This window comes from Aeromonas sp. QDB63 (assembly GCF_027707425.1).
In the GTDB taxonomy this organism is placed as follows: domain Bacteria; phylum Pseudomonadota; class Gammaproteobacteria; order Enterobacterales; family Aeromonadaceae; genus Aeromonas; species Aeromonas caviae.
Window position 1 is genome coordinate 1 of sequence record NZ_JAPCIS010000044.1, and the last position, 18,762, is coordinate 18,762.

The window sequence follows — 18,762 nt, forward strand, 5'->3', positions numbered from 1 at the left end:
GGGTATCCATGATGGAGGCCCTCAGGGTGATGACCTACTTCAAGGTTAGCCTTTCAACATGTAATTGGGACAGCGCCATCTTTTTTGTACTTCCTCCTCGGCCACCTCTCTCACATCCCCGATTCCATACGTGGCCCTGGCTTGAAATCGTATCCATGAACAGGTCTGCATTTGAAAACCCTTTCCATGATTTATGTAAATTTACAACACAAAAAGTTGATCCAGCTCACATATGCCCCTAGGATCAGAACGTGACCAAGGTCACACAACCCATGAACCACAGAGAAACGAGGTCATCATATGTTCGAGAATCTGGCAGTGCTGTTCCACCTGAAGGGTGCAACCAGCAAGAAAGGTGCTGAAGAGAAAGACACTTATGCGCCTGCAACCCGCAATTACTACTTCCGTTATGGCGCCTGATATCGCCTGTCCGGAAGTTGAAATTAGCAACGTAATAAAACTACAAAACAACTCAGCAATCCACACAGCAGCCACCCCCATCGGGGCGCTGTCCTGCCCGGGCCAGAATTTCCACGGCCAAACCTGAACTCCAACCATGAAGATGGGGCCCGCAGGCCCCATTTTTTTATCCCGTTTCCGCCTTTATTGCGCCTCCTCGGTGCCACCTTGCAGCGATGCCGGTCGCGACGCGGCGGGCGCCGGCATCATATCGCCTTTCCCAACGGCACCGCCTCCTGCACGGGCAAGGGGAAATGGCAGGCCACCTGATGCCCCTGCCCGCCGCACGCCTCAAGGGCGGGCGAGCGGGTGCGGCACAGATCCGTTGCATGGGGACAGCGCTGGTGAAAGTGGCAGCCACTCGGCGGCGAGATGGGGGACGGTACATCCCCCGTCAGCAGGATGCGCTGGCTGCGCCGCCGCGGATCCGGCACCGGAATGGCGGAGATGAGCGCCTGGGTATAGGGATGGCGCGGTGCCAGGTAGAGAGCCTGGGCCTCGGCCAGCTCGACGATCCGGCCCAGATACATCACCGCAATCCTGTCCGAGATGTGCTTGACCACCGACAGGTCATGGGCGATGAAGATGATGGCGAGGTTCATCTCCCGCTGCAGATTGAGCAGCAGGTTCACGATCTGGGACTGCACCGACACGTCGAGCGCCGACACCGCCTCGTCACACACCAGCAGTTTGGGCTTGAGGGCGATGGCGCGGGCGATGCCGATACGTTGGCGCTGGCCACCAGAGAACTCATGGGGGTAGCGATCCACCGCGCTGCCGGGCAAGCCGACTTTCTCCAGCAGCTCCTGCACCCATGTCCGGCGCTGTTCGGCGTTGCCCTTGCCGTGGATGATGAAAGGCTCCTCCAGGATCTGCCCAACCGTGTGGCGGCTGTTGAGGGATTCTGCGGGATCCTGGAACACGATCTGCATCTCCTGACGCAGGGATCGCATCTCCTTGGGCGAGAGGTGGGTGATGTCACGCCCCTCGAAGGTGATGGAGCCGGCGCTCGGCTCGAACAGCTTGAGCAACGAACGCCCCAGGGTGGACTTGCCGCATCCCGACTCCCCCACCAGGCCAAGGGTCTCCCCCTGCTTGAGATCAAAGCTGATGCCATCCACCGCGTAGACGGTGTATTGCTTGCGCAAGAAACCGCCACCCATCTTGAAATGCTGCTTTAAATTGCTTACCGACAACAAGCTGGTCATGACTTCCATCCCCGACGATTCATGGCAGCAGACGACCTGGTCGCCTTCCCGCCGCCTGGCTGCCCTGCGACACCCCGTCCCCGCACCAGGCCGTTCATAGGCTCACCTCCTTCCAGTGGTGGCAGGCCACCCCGTGGCGTTCGCTCAACTGCTCGGTCACCGGTATGGTCTCCACGCAAAGGGGCGTGGCATGGGGGCAGCGGTTGGAGAAACGGCACCCCGCCGGCATCTCGTGCAGGGCGGGCACCTGACCCTTGATGGTCTTGAGCAGGCTCTTTGGCACATCTTCCAGACGCGGGATCGAGGCCATCAGACCATGAGTATAGGGATGGCGCGGGTGGTCAAACAGTTCATAGATATCGGCCCGCTCCACCGCACGCCCGGCATACATCACCACCACCTCGTCGCACAGCTCCGCCACCACCCCGAGATCGTGGGTGATGAAGATGATGGCCATGCCGGTCTGGGCTTGCAGCTCCTTCATCAGATCCAGGATCTGGGCCTGGATGGTCACATCGAGCGCCGTGGTCGGCTCGTCGCAGATGAGCAGGGCCGGTTCGCAGGCCAGCGCCATGGCGATCATCACCCGCTGGCGCATACCGCCGGAAAGATTGTGGGGATAAGCCGCGAAACGCTGGGCAGGCTCGGGGATCCCCACCTTCTTCAACATGGCGATGGCGGCGTCACGGCGCTGGGCCTTGCTGTAATCGGGGCGGTGGAGGCGAAACACCTCCATCAGCTGATCGCCGACCGTCTGCACCGGGTTGAGGGCCGTCATGGGCTCCTGAAAGATCATGGAGATACGGTTGCCACGCACCTTGTACATCTGCTCCGGCGGCAGATTGAGCAGCTCCTCCCCCTGAAAGCGGATGGAGCCCGCCACCACCTGACCGTGGGGCCTTGGCAGCAACCCCATGATGGCCAGCGAGGTGACGCTCTTGCCGCAGCCGGACTCGCCGACTATCCCCAGGGTTTTGCCCGGGGCGACCTGGAAGCTGACCCCGTCGAGCACCTTGATCTTGCCGTCGTCGACGGCGAACTCCACCTCGAGATCCCGCACCTCGAGGATGGGGGACAGAGACTGCCCCTCATGATCGCTGGTGCCGGGGGCGGTGGCCTGTGTGTTGGGCATGACTGCTGCTCCCTTCTGGGCCACATCAATGATGTGCATAGGTCTTGTCGATCAGGGTGATGGGGGCCAGCGACTTGCCGTCAGCCTTGGCCTTCTGGGTCTCCTCCTTCACCTTGGGATCGATCCAGAGCAGGCCGCCACTGCTGTGGGGGTAGCCATCCATGGGCCAGTAGAGCAGATCCGGGGTGTTGCGGGTGGCGGGCACCTCCGGCAGCATCACATAGCGCCAGCTGCTGGCTCGCACGTAGTTGAGCTGAACCCCGGGCACGAAGATGGCGAGATCATAGATGCGCTGCTGGATCTGGTGGGAAAGCGCGGCCCGCTTGTCCATGTCGAACTCGACGTTGTAGGCGTCGATCAGGCTGTCGAGCTCTTTGTCAGCCACGTTGAACAGGTTGTTGGTCTGGGGCTTGTTGGCGTTGTCGGAGTGGAAGGACTCCCAGTATTGCGGATAGAGACCGCCGCCCCCCCAGCCAAGCCAGGCCGCCTCGTGTTTCTTCTCCAGCATCACCTTGAAGCCGGTGGCGCCATCCACCAGATTGAGTTCCAGATCCAGGCCCGCCTTCTTGGCCTCTTCCTTGAGCACGGTCAGCCGCTTGGAGTGCTCCTGGCTGGTGTAGGTGAGGGCCAGGGTGAGCCGCTCTCCCTTGTCATTTTGCAGGATGCCGTCCGGTCCCTGCTTGCCGTAACCGCCCTTGGCGAAGTACTCCCGTGCCTTGGCGATGTCGTAGGCCCGCTCCGGCAGCGCGATGTCGGTGAAGGCCCCGAAGCCTGAGCCGAAGGTGGTAGCGCGGTCATAGTCGCCGTGCAGCACCGTCTCTATCATCTTGTCGATGTTGAAGGCGTGCTGAATGCCGACCCGCACGTTGAGATCCGCCAGCTTGGGATTGGCCACGTTGAGGTGAACCCCCTGACCCCCCTGCTTGGTGTCGGTCATGGCCATCACCTTCTGCACGTATCCCTGCTTGTACTCCGGGGTGACCGCCTTCTCATGCCACCAGTTGGGCAGGATCATCTCGAAGGTGTCCAGCTCCCCCTTGAGGAAGTGGCGGAACGCGATGTTGTGGTCGCGGATCACCTGCACCTTGATGGTGTCGAGGTTGAACCTGTGCTGGTTGTAGCGATCGTCTTTTGCCCACCACTCCTTCTGCTTGCTGAAGGTGACGGACTTGCCCTTCTTCACGTCGCTCATCACGTAAGGGCCCGTGGTGGGTACCACGGCCCAGTTGTACTGCTTCACCCAGTTCGGGCCCATCTTGTAGTAGTGCTTGGGCTGGGGCCACAGTTCGGTGGTGTTGAGGAGATCGAGCTTGGCCTTGCGGCTGCCCGCTTTGACCAGGATGGTGTGGTCGTCAATCTTCTCCACCGCCACCACCTCGGTGGTGTAGTAGTTGTTGAACCAGGGGCCCTTGATGTCCTTGGAGCGCATCATCTCGTAGCCGAAGGTGTAGTCATCGGCGGTGACCGGCTTGCCGTCGGACCACTTGGCGCGCGGGTCGAGCTTGAAATAGACGGTCTGGCTGTCCGGCGCGATGGCCCAGGCATTCGCCAGGGCCGGAATGGGGTTGCCCGTGTTGGGATGGAAGCTGATGAGCCTCATCTGGTTGTCGAGGATGAAGGAGCGGAACGAGCCGTTGGAATCCGGCCCCACGGTGCGAAACGTCAGCGGGAAGCTGTCGACGAAGAGATTGAGGTTGCCGCCGGGCAGCGCCTTGGGAGAGGCGAACACGGGGTCGGTGTCGTTGGTCTCCCACGTCAGATCCGCGGGCAGGCTAGCCGCCCACACCCAGGATCCGTTCAACAGCAGAAAGAGAGCACCTGTCCATTTGATTTTATTGTTCATGTTTGACTTCCTGGTCATGCCCCTGCACTGGGGGCGTCTTCATTAAGGGTCCTGTCGATGTGCCCTGGCAAGGCGCCACCGCTCACTGATAACGGGTAAATTTGCGCGGATCGAACGCCTCCCGGATGGCCTCCCCGATGAAGGAGACCATGATGAGCACCAGGCTCACCGCCGCCACCACCGAACTCACGATCCAGATGGCGTCGAGGTTGTTGATCCCCTGGGAGAGCAGCTCCCCCCAGCTCGGGGTCGGCGGCGCCAGGCCAAAGCCCAGGTAGTCCAGCGCCGTCAGGGTGGAGATGTTGCCCACCACGGCAAACGGGGCCAGGGTGACGATCATCATCAGGGTATTGGGCAGAATGTGGTTGAAGATGATGCGCCGGGTGCTCGCCCCCTGGGCCCGCGCCGCCATCACGTAGTCCCGCGCCCGCTCCTTGTAGGTGAGGGTGCGCATGTACCAGGTGATCCCCATCCAGCCAAACAGCACGTTGATACCGACGAACAGGCCGAAGTTCGGCTTGGCCAGGGAGACCAGGATCATGATGACGTAGAGGAAGGGCACCTGGGACCAGATCTCGATGAAACGCTGCATCAGGAGATCGAATCGACCGCCGAGGAACCCCATCATGCAGCCGATGCTGACCCCGATGACATAGCTCGCCACCAGCGCGATGAAGGCAAAGCCGATGGCGATGCGAAAGCCGTAGACCAGCCGTGCCAATACATCGCGACCGCTGGTGTCGGTGCCGAGGAAGTGGCGCTCCGCCAGGCTCGGGGCATAGGGCGGATAGGCTTCCTCCTTGAAGTCCTGCTCATAGGGGTTCCAGGGGACCAGGGGCAGCAACACCCAATCCCCCTTATCTTCCTTCGCAAATTGGCTCTTGAGCTGGCGGTAGTTGGTCTCGTACTCGTAGTCGAGCCCGAAGTGCTGGCCCGGGATCACGTCCCCATAGGTGGGGAAATAGAGCTCCCCCTGATAACTCACCGCCAGGGCCCGGCTGTTGACCAGCAGTTCCGCCAGCAGAGAGATGACCACCAGGACCGAAAAGATGACAAAGGAGTAGTAGCCGCGCTTTATCGACTTGAAGCGCTTGAGTTTTTTCAGCGTTACCGGATTCAGGTTCATGCTCACTCTCCAAACCGCACGCGGGGATCGACCAGGGCAACGCAGATGTCGGAGACAATGTTGCCCACCAGCATCAGCATGGAGGTGATGGCCAGAATGCCCATGACGGTGGGGTAATCCCGCTCGACAATGGCCTCATAACCGAGCAGGCCGATGCCGTCGATGTTGAAGATGGTCTCGATGAGGAAGGAGCCCCCGAAGAAGACGGTGAGCACCGACCCTAAGTGACTCGCGATGGGGATCAGGCTGTTGCGCATGGCGTGATCGGTCACCGCCTTGCGAAACGGCAACCCCTTGGCCACGGCGGTGCGCACATAATCCGCCGACAGGTTCTCCATCAGGCTGTTCTTCATGGTCATGGTGAGGATGGCGAAATCCCCGATGGCGTAGGCGATGAGCGGCAGCAGGGCGTGGGCGAAGACGGTGCGGATCTGATCCCAGCTGCTCTCCATCCCGTCAAACTCGTCCCCCGGGAAGCCCCCCATGGGCAGCCACTCCAGATGGAACGCAAAGACGGTGATGAGGAAGATCCCCACCACGTAGGCGGGCAGCGCATAGGCCATGTAGATGAGCATCGAGCTCAGGGAATCGAAGCGGCTGTTGTGCCTGAGCGCCTTGGCCACCCCGAGCGGGATGGAGACGGCATAACTCAGCAGAAAGGTGGCGAGCCCGAAGAAGGCGGTCACCGGCAACCTCTCCTTGATGAGATCCCACACCGGCTCGTAATAACGGGTCGACTCCCCGAGATCCAGCACCGCCAGCTTCTGCAACCAGTCCCAGTAGGCGACCAGCATGGGCTTGTCGAGACCGTAGAACGCCTTGAGCTCTTCAATCTGTTCGTCGGAGAGTGCCTGCGCCCCCTTGCTGCCACTGGAGCGGCCGGACTCGTTTTGCGAGACCTGCGCCTGCAGCAGCATGCGCTCGACCGGGCCGCCCGGCACGAAGCGGGTGATGGTGAAGACGAGCAGGGTGATACCGAGAAACGTCGGGATGATCAAAAGCATCCGACGTAGGAAATACGACAGCATGGTGGAACCTCGTCCTTGTTGTTCTTTTATGGCCAGTCACATCCGGTGACGGGCCTATCCTTACCTGGCATTACTCACTGAATTGACTGGCATTGACAGACAATCCGGCTCGGTCACTGTAAAAGCTCTGCAACAAAAATCAAGTAGAACTCTGTCTGCGACCGGGAATGTCCCCCCGCAGCATATCCCGCGGATGATTTTTTCCAAAAAAACCAACTTCAATATAAAAAACTGCTACGCCTACCCGTCCAACTCGATTTTAATTATTAAAAAATTAATTACACAGGTGTTTTAATCCATATCAAGCAGAACGAAATCAACAAGTTAAGGATAAGTCGGGTTATTTTCTCATTTACCTATAAAAGAAGAGGGATAGCCGCCCCCACCCTCCGTTCCCCGGAAAACGCTCTCGCCATAAAAGCAGATGAAAATACTGCAAAAAACCGTTTTCTCGATATCGACACTGGAGTGACAAGCGACTTATCGATAAGTTCAAAAATAATCAATAAAATTGTAAAAATCGAACTTAACAACATCTTTACATAAGCTGACGCGACATTTACGGAATAAAACGCCAAAAATATTCCATCAAGTGCATATTCCCATCTAATTCCCCCTGCAGCCCCCATCCCCGCCGCTCCATTTGACGTCCATCACCAAACCTTGATAAGCCTTACGCACCGCTCCAACGAGGGCGGTAATGGAAGCAAACAATAAACAATCAGGAAGGATACTAGCGATGCTTAGGAAAAGCAGACTCTCTGCTGCCGTAGCGTTTGCCTTGGCGAGCGCGGCAGTTGTGGCCACCCCTGTCCTGGCCGAAGAGGGCCAGAACGTAGAAAAACTGCAAAAAATCAAGGTCACCGGCTCCCGGATCTCCCGGGTCGATGTGGAAGGCTCCACCCCGGTCGTCTCCGTGACCAAGGCGAAAATCGAGCAATCCGGTCAGCAGACCGTCGCCGATTACCTCAAGCAAGCCTCCTACAACTCCTTTGGCGGCGTCTCCCCTGCCTCCGGCAGCTCCTTCCAGTCCCAATCCACCGTCGGCCTGCGCGGCCTGGGTTCCGAGCGTACCCTGGTTCTGCTGAACGGCAAGCGGGTAGCGGGTTCCCCCACCATGGGCGGCACCTCCATCAACCTCAACACCATCCCCATGGCCGCCGTTGAGCGGGTCGAGGTCAACCTGGACGGCGGCTCCGCCATCTACGGTTCCGACGCCATTGGTGGCGTGATCAACGTGGTGCTCAAAGAGGGCTACGAAGGGCTGGACTTCCAGGGCCGCATTGGCTCCCCGAGCGAAGAGGGCGGCGACGAGAAGAGCGGCTCCATCGTGGCAGGGGTGGCCGGCGAGAAGGGCTCCCTGATGGCGGTCTACGAGCACGACAAGAAGGACGTCATCTACAGTCGCGATCGGGACTATCTTGCCAAGCAGGGCAACGACTCCCCCAGCGCCTACGGCCGCAACGTGGAGGGGATCACGGGTCTTGACGCCAACGGCGACCCCATCTGGAAATACGGCCCCCTGGCCGGCGCCACCAATGCCGACGGCTCATGCAAGGAGCCCTTCGTCGGCTTCGAGGGCGGCTGTAACTTCAACTACGGCCAGGTCGCGGCCACCACGGCCTCCCGCAGCCGTGACACCCTGTACGTAAACGGTCGCTACCACATCAACGACAACGTGGACTTCGTGCCACAGATCATCGGCTCCCGGGTCGAGAGTTTCGGCCGCTTCGCCCCGGCCGCCGGTGCCTTCACCATTGACCCGGCCAACCCGAAGAATGCCCAGTTCTTCGCCGACAACGGCCTGGATGCCGCCGCCACCCAGGGTCTGGGTGAGGCTGCCTACGCCTACTACCGCTTCAGCAACGTCGGTCCCCGTGACAACTATGTCACCGACACCACCGGCAGCATGAACCTCGGCGTCGAAGGCACCATCGCCACCGAAAGCGTCGGCGACATGCAGTGGAACGCCGGCTACATGTACTCCAAGACCGACAACAAGGAGAACGGCACCGGTTACGTGCTGAAGTCCGCCGCCCAGCAGGCGATCGCTGACGGCAAGTTCGTCGGTGGCGAGTTCGACCCCCAGAGCACGGCCTCCATGGCCGCCGACACCAGCCGCCGCGCCACCATGGACTTCTACCAGTGGTACGCCGGTGTCCAGTGGGACATGGGTGAACTGCCGGCCGGTCCGGTCAGCTGGTACGCCGGTGCCGAGTACAACGACTGGGTCTATGCCGACAAGTACGACGCCCAGTCCGAAGCAGGCAACATCATCGGCTCCGCAGGCAACTCCTCCGGTGGCGTTCGTGACGTGACTGCCGCCTACATCGAGTCCCTGGTGCCCATCACCGAGCAGATCGAGCTGAACGTGGCCGGTCGCTTCGACAAGTACAGCGACTTCGGCAGCGCCTTCTCCCCCAAGGCGAGCCTGCGTTACCAGCCGCTGGACAACCTGATGCTGCGCACCTCCTGGTCCCGTTCGTTCCGCGCCCCCAGCCTGAGCGATCTCTACTCGGCTGATTCCGAGTCCGCCGACTGGGCGAAGGATTACGTCTACTGCGAGGCCAACGGCATCTCCGCGACAGACTGCCCGAACCGCCAGTACACCACCACCCGTACCTCCAACGAGGATCTGAAGGAAGAGACCGCGGACACCTGGAACTTCGGGGTGGCCTACAGCCCGGTGGATGACCTGAACCTCTCCCTGGACTACTACACCATCAAGATCGAGGACGTGATCCAGCTGAACTCCCTGCAGTCTCTCATCTATGACGAACTGAACAGCGGCAGCTCCAGCAGCATCACCCGCAACAGCCAGGGCAAGATCGGTAGCGCCATCGCTCCCATGGTCAACCTGGGGACCCTCGAGACCTCCGGCCTCGACCTGAAGGTGGATTACACCTACGACCTGAACTACGCCACCGTGCGTTATGACCTGGGCGGTACCTACATCCTGAAATACAAGGAAGGTCTGTACGCCGGTGGTCCCGTCATCGACAAGATCGGCCAGAACGGTCTGCCCCAGATGCGCTTCAGCTCCGGTGTGGGTATCAACGTTCCCCAATGGTGGAACATGGATACCTACCTGAGCGCGAACTACATCGACTCCCAGAGCCAGGACTACATCGCCGATACCGGTGAGGAAGTGGGCCACATCGCGTCCCAGACCACCTGGAACCTGAACGTCGGTGTGGAAGCGCCCTGGAACGGCAAGATCCAGGTCGGCGTGAAGAACATGTTCAACGTGGGCCCGTCCCTCGAGAGCGATGGCTTCACCTATGACGACGAGCTCTACAGCATCGACGGTCGCATCTACTACCTCGACTACAGCCAGAAGTTCTAATCCACCAGCAAACCACAAGCCGGCCCGTTCGGGCCGGCTTTGCCCAAGGTCCCAAGGAAGTTACGGAGATAGGGTAATCCTATGAAGACAAGGACAATTACAATGAAGAAAGCGCTCCTCGGCAGCCTGATTTCGGCTGCCTTGCTGACCAGCTTCAATCTGAGTGCCGCCACCGCCGGTCAGGCCGTGGACGCTCAAGCCGCCACCGACAATGCATCCAAAGTTTCCCAGCAGAAGATCGACAGCTACGCCGAGTCTGCCGAGTCTGCCCTGGCTCAGTACAAGGCCGCCCTGCGCCAGGTGGACAGCCTGCGCGCCTACAACGAGCAAGTGGGCAAGATGGTCGACTCCCAGAGCGCCGAACTCGCCTCCATGCAAAAGCAGATCGCCCAGATCGACCAGACCAGCACCGAAGTGGTGCCCTTGATGCTCAAGATGATCGACTCCCTCGAGCAGTTCGTCTCCCTGGACCTGCCGTTCCAGAAGGTGGAGCGTGAGGACCGCGTGGCGGCCCTGACCGATCTCATGAACCGGGCCGACGTCACCATCTCCGAGAAGTACCGCAAGATCCTCGAGGCCTACCAGATCGAGGAGGGCTTCAGCCGCACCATCGAAGCCTACAAGGCGAGCCTGGACAAGGATGGGGACGAGAAGACCTACGAGTTCCTGCGCGTCGGCCGCATCGCCCTGCTCTACCAGTCCCCGGATGGCAACGAGACCGGCATGTGGAACAAGAAGACCCGCCAGTGGGAAGTACTGCCCCAGGAGTATCGCAGTGCGGTTGAACAAGGCCTTCGCATCGCGAAGAAGCAGGCGCCCCCCGCCCTCATCAAGCTGCCGGTTCAAACTGCGGAGAAAGCATCATGAAAGGAATCAAACTTGCCATCGCCTCGCTGATCGCGGGCGCTACCCTGGTCACCCTGCCGGTGACCGCCGCCGAGAAGCCGGTGGATCTCAACGCCCTGCTCAATCAGGTCAAGGCCGCCAGCACCAGCGAATCCCAGCTCAACAAGGAGCGGGAAGCCCGCTTCCTGGCTGACAAGAACGAACAAGGGGCCCTGCTCGCCAAGGCCAAGGCGGATCTCGCCGCCGAAGTCGCCAGGGGCGAAAAGCTCAAGGCCACCTTCGATGCCAACGACAAGCAGCTCACCGAGCTGACCGAGACCCTGCGCCAGCGCTCCGGCAACATGGGCGAGATGTTTGGCGTGCTGCGCCAGTTCGCCGGTGAATTCAAGGGGATCTTCAATGCCTCCGCCCGCCGGGTCGAACATCCCGAGCAGACTGCCCTGCTGACTCGCCTGGCCGAGAGCAAGGAGCTGCCCTCCAGCGATGACCTGACCGCCTTCTGGACCACCACCCTCAGCCGCATGGTCGACGGTGGCAAGGTGAGCCAGATCCCGGCCACCGTGGTCTACGGCGAGGGCAACCAGGCCCAGAAGACCGTGACCCAGATCGGCGAGTTCAACACCGTCTCCGAAGGCAAGTACCTCACCTTCGTGCCGGAGACCGGCAAGTTCGAACAACTCTCCCGCCAGCCCGAGAACGCGGTGCTGGAACCGGTCGCCAAGTTTGAACAGGGTGGCGGCAGCGTCGAACCCATCTTCATCGACCCGTCCCGTGGCGTGATCCTCTCCCTGCTGGTGCAATCGCCGACCCTCAAGGAGCGCATCGATCAGGGTGGCTCCGTGGGCTACGTGATCCTGGCGCTGGGTGTCATCGGTACCCTGCTGGCCCTGTTCTGCGGCGCTCGTCTCTCCCTCATCGGCGGTGCCATGCGCAAGCAGCTGAAATCCGAGCAGATCATCAAGGGCAACCCCATCGGCGAGATGCTGGGTGCCTACCAGGATCACCGGGGTGACAACATCGAGGATCTGGAATCCAAGCTCGACGAGATCATCCTGCGCAACGTGCCCAAGCTGGAGAAGGGCATCAGCCTCATCAAGCTGATCGCCTCCGTCGCCCCGCTGCTGGGCCTGCTGGGTACCGTGGTCGGGATGATTGCCACCTTCCAGGCCATCACCCTGTTCGGTACCGGCGATCCCAAGCTGATGGCGGGCGGTATCTCCGAGGCCCTGGTGACCACCATGCAGGGTCTGGTCGTGGCCGTGCCCATGCTGTTCCTCTACACCATCGTGCAGACCCAGAGCCGCCGTCTGATCCAGGTACTGGAAGAGCAGAGCGCCGGTTTCGTTGCCCGTTATCAGGAACGTCTGCACGCCGCCAAAGCCGCAGCCTAAGGAGTCACCCATGTGGTTCTGGTTGATTGAAGAAGTCGAGTCGGTCCGCCGGTTTCTGGGATTGGGGGGCGACGTGCTGGTCGCCCTGTTCTTCCTGACCCTGATGATGTGGGCCCTGCTGCTGGAGCGCTGGTTCTACTTCATGGCGGTCTATCCCCAGCAGGTGAAGCAGACCAAGACGGCCTGGCTGGCCCGCACCGATCACCTCTCCTGGTCTGCCAGGCAGATCCGCCGCGAGCTGGTCTCCCGGGTCGCCATGGCGGTGGACAAGGGGATGCCGGTCATCAAGGTGCTGATCGCCCTCTGCCCGCTGATGGGGCTGCTTGGGACCGTGGTCGGCATGGTGCAGGTGTTCGATACCCTGGCCATTACCGGCACCGGCTCCCCCAGGGCGATGGCCTCGGGGATCTCCAAGGCGACGGTACCGACCATGGCGGGCATGATTGCCGCCCTTTCCGGCCTGTTTTTTGTCAGCCGGCTCGATCACAAGGCCAAGTTGGCGGTGCAGAAGCTGGAAGACAACCTGAAACACGGCTGATGCAGGATGCACATCCCCGGCCGGGCCATGCCCGCCGGGGCACAGAACAAGCAAGGAGTTTTTTGCCATGAGAAAACGTCACAGCGACAGCGGTGCTGACGAGGCGGCCATCGATTTGACCCCCATGCTGGACATCGTGTTCATCATGCTGATCTTCTTCATCGTCACCACCTCGTTCGTCAAGGAGTCCGGCGTGGAGATCAACCGCCCGAGCGCCAGCACGGCCGAGACGGTAAAGAAGGGGAACATCATGGTCGCGGTCCGCGAGAACGGCCAGGTCTGGGTCGACAAGCGCATCGTCGAAGTGGGTGCCGTGCGTGCCAATATCGAGCGGCTGCGGGCGGAGAACCCGGAGAGCGCCGTGGTGATCCAGGCCGACAGCGAATCCCGTTCCGGTCTGGTGGTGCAGGTCATGGACCAGATCCGCATGGCCGGTGTCCAGAACATCTCCATCGCCGCCGACAAGAGCAGCTGATGCCGGAGCGAATGCCATGAGATACCTGATATCGTTAGCGGTCTCCTGCGTGGTGGTGTTCTTCCTGTTTCTGGGAATGAACAAGCTCATCACGCCGGATCACCGGGAGCTGACGGAGCGGGAGGACGTCACCATGACCGACTTCATCCGCCTCAAGCCTCAGGAGACCCTGCAAGAGAAACAACGGGAACTGCCCAAACCGCCGCCCCCGAAACGCCCGCCTCCCCCGCCCGAGATGGAGGTGGCGAGCACGGACAGGCCTAAGATGGACAGCTCCCCCATGGACATGCCCAAACTCGACATCCCGGTCAACATCGGTGGCGGCAACGCCCTGGGTGCCTACAGCACCGGCGGCGGTGGCGGCGGCATGGGCGGCAACAACGGCGCCATCCCGATGGCGACCTTCGAGCCCATGATGCCCCGCAAGGCGGCCCTGGCCGGTCTTGCGTCCGGCAAGGTGCTGGTGGAGTTCACCGTCACCGAGCGCGGTACCGTGAGCAACATCCGCATCGTCAAGGAAGAGCCCCGCAGCTATGACCTCGGCAAGGCGGCGCGCCAGACCATCGCCAAGTGGACCTTCAAACCGGCCATGGTGGACGGCAAGCCGCAGGCCAGTCGCATGCAGCAAGAGATCGAGTTTGCGACCAACTAAGGAGGGTGGCGATGAAAAAGTTACATACCCTGATCCTCGCCCCGGTGGCCATGGCGGTGCTGCTCAGCACCGCCACCTGGGCCGCCGAACAACCCGCCCTGTCTGACCGCGCCTACCGCGCGGTCAACAAGGCCCAGGCGTTGATCACCGAGAAGAAATACGGCGAGGCCAATGCCAAGCTGCAGGAGGCGCTGTCCGGCGCTGGCGAGCGGGTCTACGACAAGGGGGTCATTTTGCAGACCCTGGGCTTCGTGGCGGCGCAGCAGGAGAAGTACGGTCAGGCGACCAAGTACTTCGCCGACGCCATCGCCACCGGCGGCCTGCCGCCCCCGGTGGCCCAGCAGGTGCGCTACAACCTGGCCCAGCTCTACATGGCGGAGGGGAACTTCAAGGCCTCCATCAGCACCATGAACCAGTGGTTCGAGAACCTCGGCAAGGACGAGAAGCCGACCCCGCACGCCTACATCACGCTGGCCAACGCCCATGTGCAGCTCAAGCAGTATCGAGAAGCCATTCCGGCGGTGGACAACGCGATCAAGCTCTCCGCGGGCAAGGCGCCGGAGTCCTGGTACCTGCTGAAGATGGCGGCCCACTACGAGCTGAAGCAGTACAAGCCGGCTACCGAGGTGCTGACCGCACTGGTCGACCGCTACCCGGAGAAGAAGAAGTACTGGACCCAGCTGTCGGCCATGCACATGCAGGCGGGCAACGATGCCAAGGCCCTGGCGGCGCTGGAAGGCGCCTACAACCTCGGCATGCTGACCGAGGCCAACGAGTTGCAGCGTCTGGCCAACTACCTCGCCTTCGCCGGCATTCCCCACCGCGCCGCCCGCGTGATGGAGAAGGCCATGAAGGAGGGTCAGATCGAGAGCACCGCGGCCAACTACAAGACGCTGGCCAACTACTGGCATCAGGCCAAGGAGCTGGACCCGGCCATCGACACCCTGGCCAAGTCCTACAAGCTGGCCCCCAATGCCGAGCTGCAGCTCAAGATGGCGCGCATGATGATCCAGAGCAAGCGCTACCAGGATCTGGTGGCCTTCGCCGCCAAACCTGCCGCCAACGCCAGCGGCGAGCAGCGGGCGGACCTGAAGTTCCTGACCGGGGTCGCCTATTTTGAGCAGCAAAAGCCCAAGGAGGCGCTCTCCGCCTTCACTCAGGCCGCCCAGAATGGCAATGTCAGTGGTCGCGCTTCCCCCTGGATCAGCTTCTTGAAAGAGCAGCAGGGCGGCGCCGTCACCCAATAAAGCTGCGCGGCCCGGCTGGCGGGGCGGGGATCTCCCCGACTCGGCATCCGGGCCGCGACACATCGACAAGGGGGTCACCCCGCAGATTGCCTTGGTGGCAATTGGCCGCTCTTCGGAGCGGTCTTTTTTATGGCACCGCCCCTGCCCTTTCCCCCCCTTCTCCTGATACAAGGCACAAAAAAATCCGGAGCCTGGGCTCCGGATTGGGTCGTTGCGTTGGGAGGGGGCAACCCCTTCAACAGGTCATCAGTCACTGCATACCAGCGTCCAGCTACCATCGCCCGCTCTGAGTTCGCTGCTGGCACAGCAGCCGTGACAACTCAGTAGTTGCACACTAGCTTCCAGCTGCCGTCGCCCGCTCTGAGTTCGCTGCTGGCACAGCAGCCGGGACAACTCAGTAGTTGCATACCAGCTTCCAGCAGCCATCGCCCGCCTTGGGCTCGCTGCTGGTCCACCAGTTGGCCTGCCACACCGCCTTGCCGTTGGTCATGCGGTCGTTGCCATTGGCGTGATCCCCGCGCGGCCAGGTCGGATAGGCATTGTAGTCCGCCGGGTTGACGTTCTGGCTGGCACAGGTGGTGCCACCGCTGCCGCCGTCACCACCACCACTGCTGCCCAGCACCGCCTCGGCCAGGGCCGGGAAGTCGGACTTCAGACCTATGGTCTGGCTTCCGGCAATCAGGCGCATGCCACTCGGCACGCCGGCGGCCGGCAGGTAGTAGGTCATGGCCACTTCCACGTCGGTGCCCGGCGTCCAGGCTTTCCAGGCCGGCAGCGTCAGAGCCACCTTGTGGAAGTCCTTCTCATTGGCGATGCCGTCCGAGTTCTGGTTGCCACCGCTCTCCACCACTTTCAGCCCCATGCCGCTCTGGTCGGTGATGGTGTCTGAGGTGGAGGTGGGGACCAGGAACTCGATGCGGGTGCCGCCCGGAATGGTCTGGGTCGATTTGTTGGTGAGCTTGAGGGTCGGGTTGATCGGGTAGTTGGAGTCCCCTTCCTTGAAGCCGGAGAGGCTCACGCCGATGTCGAGCTGGGCGGCCGGAGCCGGCAGATCGTTCTGCTTCAGGGCCGCCTTGTCGGCCTTGCTGAACTTCTCGTAGGCGAGGCTGGTGAGGGTGCTGCCCATCACGTACTCGTTCTTCGCGGCGTCAAAGTCATAGTCCCCCGCCATCTCCCAGAACATGACGCCCCCCAGGCCCCGCTTGACGATGTAGTCGAGCTTGTGACCCATGGACTCTTCATCTTCGGTGGAGAGGAACACCTTCTTCTGCTCGTTCCAGAGCCAGGGCGCATGGGCCTTGTCGTCGTAGTAACGCACATACTGGCCTTGCATCACGTGGGCCGGGTTGTTGGGATCCAGACCCCAGGCCTGGCCGTAGCTCGGCAAGGTGGTGATGCCGAGGCTGGCGGCGTGCTCCAGGTTCTTGGCATGCCACATGGGCACGGCGCCACCGCCAATCTCCTTGCCGTTCTTGTCAAGGTCATGCCAGATGTTGTCGATGCCCACCGCCCCGTTGCCGCACGGAATGGTGCTGCCACCGGTGCCCGGCTGGCAATCGCTCTGGCTCGGCAGCGCCGCCTTGCCACCCAGACCGTGGGTGCCACCGGTGACCCCCTGCCAGCCACGGGTGTAATAGGGCACCCCTATGTTGATCTTGCCCGCCGCCAGGGCACCACGGAAGTAGTGGGCCGCCCAGGCGGAGTTGAGATAGCCGATGCCGCCAAACTGGGCCTGGGTGTAGACACCCCACTGGGACAACTCGGGATCCGCCTTGTTGTCGAACAGGGCGGCGTTGTGACCGACGAAGTGGTTCCAGGCACCGTGGAAGTCATAGGTCATCAGGTTGATGTAGTCGAGGTACTGGATGACCTGGAAGTTCTCCATGCCGCGCAGCAGGTAGGCCGAGGCCGGCGAGGCGATGGTCAGCATGTACTTGCGACCGTCCTCGGTGCCGGCGCTGTCGAGCTTGTTGCGCAGGGTCTTCATCAGCACTTCATAGTTCGCAAAGAGCTTGCCGCGACACTGGTTGGAGAGCGGGAAATCGTTGGGGTTGCCCGCATCCTTCATGGAGGTGGGGTACTCGTAGTCGATATCCACCCCATCGAAGCCGTACTGGCGGATGAAGCCCACGGCCGAGTCGGCAAAGGCGTTGATGCCGGCGGTGTTGACCGAGCAGTCGCCCTTGGTGGTGGCGGCGTAGAAGCCGCGGGTATCGGCCCAGCCCCCGACGGAGATGAGGGTCTTCACGTCCGGGTACTGCTTCTTGTACTTGGACAGCAGGTTGAAGTGACCCTGATAGGCAAACTCCGGATCCATCTCGGCGCTCGGCACTCCGTTCCAGGTCAGCTTGGTGGCGGCGTCATCCACCTTGATGGTGTGACTCTGCTCGTCCACCGCCGCGAAGGCGTAGTTGATGTGGGTGATCTTGTCCCAGGGAATGTCGCTCACCAGGTAGGCGGGCAGGCCGTTTTTGCCGGTGCGCCAGGAGGTGAAATACCCGATGACGCGGCGGCCGTGGTCATCCCCCATGCACTCGCTGCCGTCGGCGCGGTAGATCTGGCGCACGTCGCAGGAGAGGTTGCCGCCGGTGGGGGGCAGGGCCGCCTCTTCCACCTGCACGTCCACCTGGGCCGACTCGCCAGAGAGGTTGGTCTTGTCGGTCGCCACCAGCTTGAGGCCGGTCAGCCCCTTGTTCTGGGGCGTCCAGCTCAGTTGCCAGGGGGCGCTGGTGTCCTCGCCAACCTTCTGGCCATTCACGAAGAGCTCGACCTTGGCGACGTCGTCATTGGCGTCGGTGACATTGCCGCTCACGGTGAGGGCGCGGCCCAGGGTCACCCTGGCACCGGCGGCGGGGCTTGCGATGCTCACCCTGGGCGCCTCTGGCGCCACCACGGCGGCGACCTTGAAGCTCGAATCCGCCTCGCTCAGCACCTTGCCGTCTTTATCCAGCGCCCGGGCCTTGAGGGCGTGATTGCCCGCACCGGCGGCAGACCAGCTGGCACTCCAGGGAGAAGCCGTGGCGGTGGCGACCAGGGTGCCGTCGATGAGGTATTCCACCCGGGCGAGCGCCGTGACCGGGCCGCTCAGCGTCACCGCCAGGGCCACACTGGCCCCCTCACTGACGCTGGCACCCACGGCGGGGGAGCCGATGGCGACGACCAGGGACGGTGGCGGCACCTCGCCACCATACAGCTTCCAGGCATCGGCCCAGACCACACCCACCCCGGGGGCATAGTGATAGGGGGACGCGCCGCACCAACCGGAGTAAGGGAATTCCTTGCATTCATAGAGGGCGCCTGCGTTGCTGACGATGTCGCCAGCCTTGTAGGCTGTGCCGGCCTGATAGGCGGGGTAAGCGGCCTGCGCCCAGGCAGGGACGGCCGCAAGGGCGACCAGCATGGCAAGCCTGCTGGGCCTCAAGATCTGTTGCATATTGTTATCTTCCTTGTTTTGTCTTGGCTTCAATGCCG

General features: G+C 61.8%; 13 protein-coding genes. 7 read left to right on the plus strand and 6 right to left on the minus strand.

Features of this window, described 5'->3' with window-relative positions:
• Window positions 1–665: 665 nt before the first annotated feature.
• From PG879_RS18920 to PG879_RS18940, 5 genes are all read right to left on the minus strand, one after another.
• Window positions 666–1,667, minus strand: a complete 1,002-nt coding sequence (locus PG879_RS18920) for an ABC transporter ATP-binding protein (protein WP_039040364.1) — start codon at window positions 1,665–1,667, stop codon at window positions 666–668.
• A 94-nt stretch (window positions 1,668–1,761) separates the two neighbouring features.
• The gene (locus PG879_RS18925; protein ID WP_043154298.1) at window positions 1,762–2,799 is read right to left on the minus strand and encodes an ABC transporter ATP-binding protein; all 1,038 of its coding nucleotides are present in this window, start codon (window positions 2,797–2,799) and stop codon (window positions 1,762–1,764) included.
• 25 nt (window positions 2,800–2,824) lie between these two features.
• A complete protein-coding gene (locus PG879_RS18930) occupies window positions 2,825–4,642 on the minus strand; it encodes an extracellular solute-binding protein (RefSeq protein ID WP_182954959.1) in 1,818 nt (605 codons plus the stop codon).
• A gap of 82 nt (window positions 4,643–4,724) precedes the next feature.
• Window positions 4,725–5,768 carry an ABC transporter permease gene (locus PG879_RS18935; protein ID WP_041212459.1) on the minus strand — a complete coding sequence of 348 codons (1,044 nt, stop codon included), beginning with the start codon at window positions 5,766–5,768 and terminating at the stop codon, window positions 4,725–4,727.
• Window positions 5,769–5,770: 2 nt separating this feature from the next.
• Complete coding sequence (locus PG879_RS18940) at window positions 5,771–6,796, minus strand: ABC transporter permease subunit (protein ID WP_010675471.1); 1,026 nt, start codon at window positions 6,794–6,796, stop codon at window positions 5,771–5,773.
• Window positions 6,797–7,535: 739 nt separating this feature from the next.
• On the opposite strand from PG879_RS18940, the gene PG879_RS18945 reads away from it, so the two are divergent.
• The 7 genes from PG879_RS18945 (at window position 7,536) to PG879_RS18975 (ending at window position 15,291) form a co-directional block, all read left to right on the plus strand.
• Entirely contained in the window at window positions 7,536–10,142 is a 2,607-nt protein-coding gene (locus PG879_RS18945) for a TonB-dependent receptor plug domain-containing protein (RefSeq protein WP_270830571.1), read from the plus strand.
• 102 nt (window positions 10,143–10,244) lie between these two features.
• Window positions 10,245–11,009, plus strand: coding sequence for a DUF3450 domain-containing protein (locus PG879_RS18950; protein ID WP_010675473.1), 765 nt, complete (start codon window positions 10,245–10,247; stop codon window positions 11,007–11,009).
• A complete protein-coding gene (locus PG879_RS18955; RefSeq protein WP_010675474.1) occupies window positions 11,006–12,379 on the plus strand; it encodes a MotA/TolQ/ExbB proton channel family protein in 1,374 nt (457 codons plus the stop codon). The genes PG879_RS18950 and PG879_RS18955 overlap by 4 nt, the downstream gene beginning before the upstream one ends.
• Before the next feature lie 10 nt (window positions 12,380–12,389).
• A complete protein-coding gene (locus PG879_RS18960; RefSeq protein WP_010675475.1) occupies window positions 12,390–12,917 on the plus strand; it encodes a MotA/TolQ/ExbB proton channel family protein in 528 nt (175 codons plus the stop codon).
• A gap of 67 nt (window positions 12,918–12,984) precedes the next feature.
• Complete coding sequence (locus PG879_RS18965) at window positions 12,985–13,392, plus strand: ExbD/TolR family protein (RefSeq protein ID WP_010675476.1); 408 nt, start codon at window positions 12,985–12,987, stop codon at window positions 13,390–13,392.
• Between the two features lie 16 nt (window positions 13,393–13,408).
• On the plus strand, window positions 13,409–14,044 hold the full coding sequence (locus tag PG879_RS18970) for an energy transducer TonB (protein WP_010675477.1): 636 nt from the start codon (window positions 13,409–13,411) through the stop codon (window positions 14,042–14,044).
• A gap of 11 nt (window positions 14,045–14,055) precedes the next feature.
• Complete coding sequence (locus PG879_RS18975) at window positions 14,056–15,291, plus strand: tetratricopeptide repeat protein (protein WP_270830572.1); 1,236 nt, start codon at window positions 14,056–14,058, stop codon at window positions 15,289–15,291.
• A gap of 394 nt (window positions 15,292–15,685) precedes the next feature.
• Here PG879_RS18975 and PG879_RS18980 read toward each other — a convergent pair whose 3' ends face one another.
• Entirely contained in the window at window positions 15,686–18,724 is a 3,039-nt protein-coding gene (locus tag PG879_RS18980) for a glycosyl hydrolase family 18 protein (protein WP_442866273.1), read from the minus strand.
• Window positions 18,725–18,762: the final 38 nt, after the last annotated feature.

What these genes read in the sequence shown, in the direction of transcription:
- PG879_RS18920 (WP_039040364.1), bottom strand. Translation starts at nt 1,667, where the DNA reads ATGACCAGCTTGTTGTCGGTAAGCAATTTAAAGCAGCATTTCAAGATG.
- PG879_RS18925 (WP_043154298.1), bottom strand. Translation starts at nt 2,799, where the DNA reads ATGCCCAACACACAGGCCACCGCCCCCGGCACCAGCGATCATGAGGGG.
- PG879_RS18930 (WP_182954959.1), bottom strand. Translation starts at nt 4,642, where the DNA reads ATGAACAATAAAATCAAATGGACAGGTGCTCTCTTTCTGCTGTTGAAC.
- PG879_RS18935 (WP_041212459.1), bottom strand. Translation starts at nt 5,768, where the DNA reads ATGAACCTGAATCCGGTAACGCTGAAAAAACTCAAGCGCTTCAAGTCG.
- PG879_RS18940 (WP_010675471.1), bottom strand. Translation starts at nt 6,796, where the DNA reads ATGCTGTCGTATTTCCTACGTCGGATGCTTTTGATCATCCCGACGTTT.
- PG879_RS18945 (WP_270830571.1), top strand. Translation starts at nt 7,536, where the DNA reads ATGCTTAGGAAAAGCAGACTCTCTGCTGCCGTAGCGTTTGCCTTGGCG.
- PG879_RS18950 (WP_010675473.1), top strand. Translation starts at nt 10,245, where the DNA reads ATGAAGAAAGCGCTCCTCGGCAGCCTGATTTCGGCTGCCTTGCTGACC.
- PG879_RS18955 (WP_010675474.1), top strand. Translation starts at nt 11,006, where the DNA reads ATGAAAGGAATCAAACTTGCCATCGCCTCGCTGATCGCGGGCGCTACC.
- PG879_RS18960 (WP_010675475.1), top strand. Translation starts at nt 12,390, where the DNA reads ATGTGGTTCTGGTTGATTGAAGAAGTCGAGTCGGTCCGCCGGTTTCTG.
- PG879_RS18965 (WP_010675476.1), top strand. Translation starts at nt 12,985, where the DNA reads ATGAGAAAACGTCACAGCGACAGCGGTGCTGACGAGGCGGCCATCGAT.
- PG879_RS18970 (WP_010675477.1), top strand. Translation starts at nt 13,409, where the DNA reads ATGAGATACCTGATATCGTTAGCGGTCTCCTGCGTGGTGGTGTTCTTC.
- PG879_RS18975 (WP_270830572.1), top strand. Translation starts at nt 14,056, where the DNA reads ATGAAAAAGTTACATACCCTGATCCTCGCCCCGGTGGCCATGGCGGTG.
- PG879_RS18980 (WP_442866273.1), bottom strand. Translation starts at nt 18,724, where the DNA reads ATGCAACAGATCTTGAGGCCCAGCAGGCTTGCCATGCTGGTCGCCCTT.